Source organism: Streptococcus sp. HMSC074F05 (assembly GCF_001808725.1).
GTDB classification, from domain to species: domain Bacteria; phylum Bacillota; class Bacilli; order Lactobacillales; family Streptococcaceae; genus Streptococcus; species Streptococcus parasanguinis_I.
The window spans coordinates 1-1,201 of record NZ_KV794397.1; the positions used below are offsets into that span (position 1 = coordinate 1).

Here is a 1,201-nt window from a genome sequence, read left to right on the forward strand (position 1 = left end):
ATGAATTTGTAAGAACTTTTCATATTGAAAATAAACAAAAATATTGAAATATAGCTGATTTTAGGAAATACTTTTAGGTATTTTCAATGTCAGGATTTAAAAATGGGGCAAAAGTGGGGAAAAACGAATGACTCGCATTTGGTTTGAAAATCTATAATACCTAATGATTATGCTATTCTAGATATATAGTTTTGTTATAAATAAATGTCAGTGCGAGATCAAATTGGAGAATAAAATGGAAAAACAAATTTCTACGTAGAATGGAATGCGAAAAAGTGATAATTAAAGAGACGAAAAAGCTGAGAATATGATTTCCCAGCTTTTTTGAATGCGATAGAAATAGCAACTAGACTATTTACGAAAGGCCTCAATAATGTAGGTGAAGCCAGTAACTAAAAATGAAAAGGCAATGACATAAACGACAAAGACACCTGTAGCCACTGGATTGAACAGAATCACTAGACCTAGTAAAAATTCAAGCAAGGCTACCCACGTGATATTGCTACCCATAATAGGGAAAATCAATCCTAGACGATTGCCTTTAAAGAAAGCAATAATGGCTTCTACAATTAACCAAATTCCTACAATGGTCGGAATGACGACCGGCAGGGTCACAAAGCCATAAGCAACGAGGTAAAGAGCTAAGAGAAGACTAACAAATCCTTGGAAAAGATAAACAGGTGAGCGAAGCTCTTTTGGTGCAGAGAAATAGCCTAAAATAGCTGCTATAGAAGAAACCAGTAAACCAAATGAAATCCACCAGCTGTAAGCAACAAGATTAGCTACTGGGTTTGTAAATAGGAAAAGTCCTAAAAGGACAAAAACAACTCCTGCAAGGAATAGCAGTAAACGATTAGAAAATTTCATTTCAATACCCCCTATATAGTATAGTTTGCTAATAAAACTATTGTACTTATTTTTATAGAAAATGTCAATAAAATAAATAAACAATTTGGAAGTTTCAGTCTGACTTACAAAAAGAAAAGGAGTTTTCACTCCTTTTCACAGATTGAAGACAAAGTCCTTATAAAAGTGTCTTCTAAAGATTTTAACTTCAATCTGAAGCGAGGTTATCCTCGCTTTTTCTATTTATCAAACAATTCCTTATTTTCAATTAAGAGTTCTAGTGGAGATTTATCCCTTGCTTCAATAAAACCAGGTTCATATTGGTTATGAAGTGTTCTTTTCTGAGAAGTTGGAT

1 protein-coding gene is annotated in these 1,201 nt (G+C 33.1%); it reads right to left on the reverse strand.

The window, feature by feature from the left end; genetic code table 11:
* Positions 1-351 precede the first annotated feature (351 nt).
* Positions 352-867: a DUF308 domain-containing protein gene (locus tag HMPREF2685_RS00050; protein ID WP_070464525.1), complete on the reverse strand. Its 516-nt coding sequence runs from the start codon at positions 865-867 to the stop codon at positions 352-354.
* Positions 868-1,201: the final 334 nt, after the last annotated feature.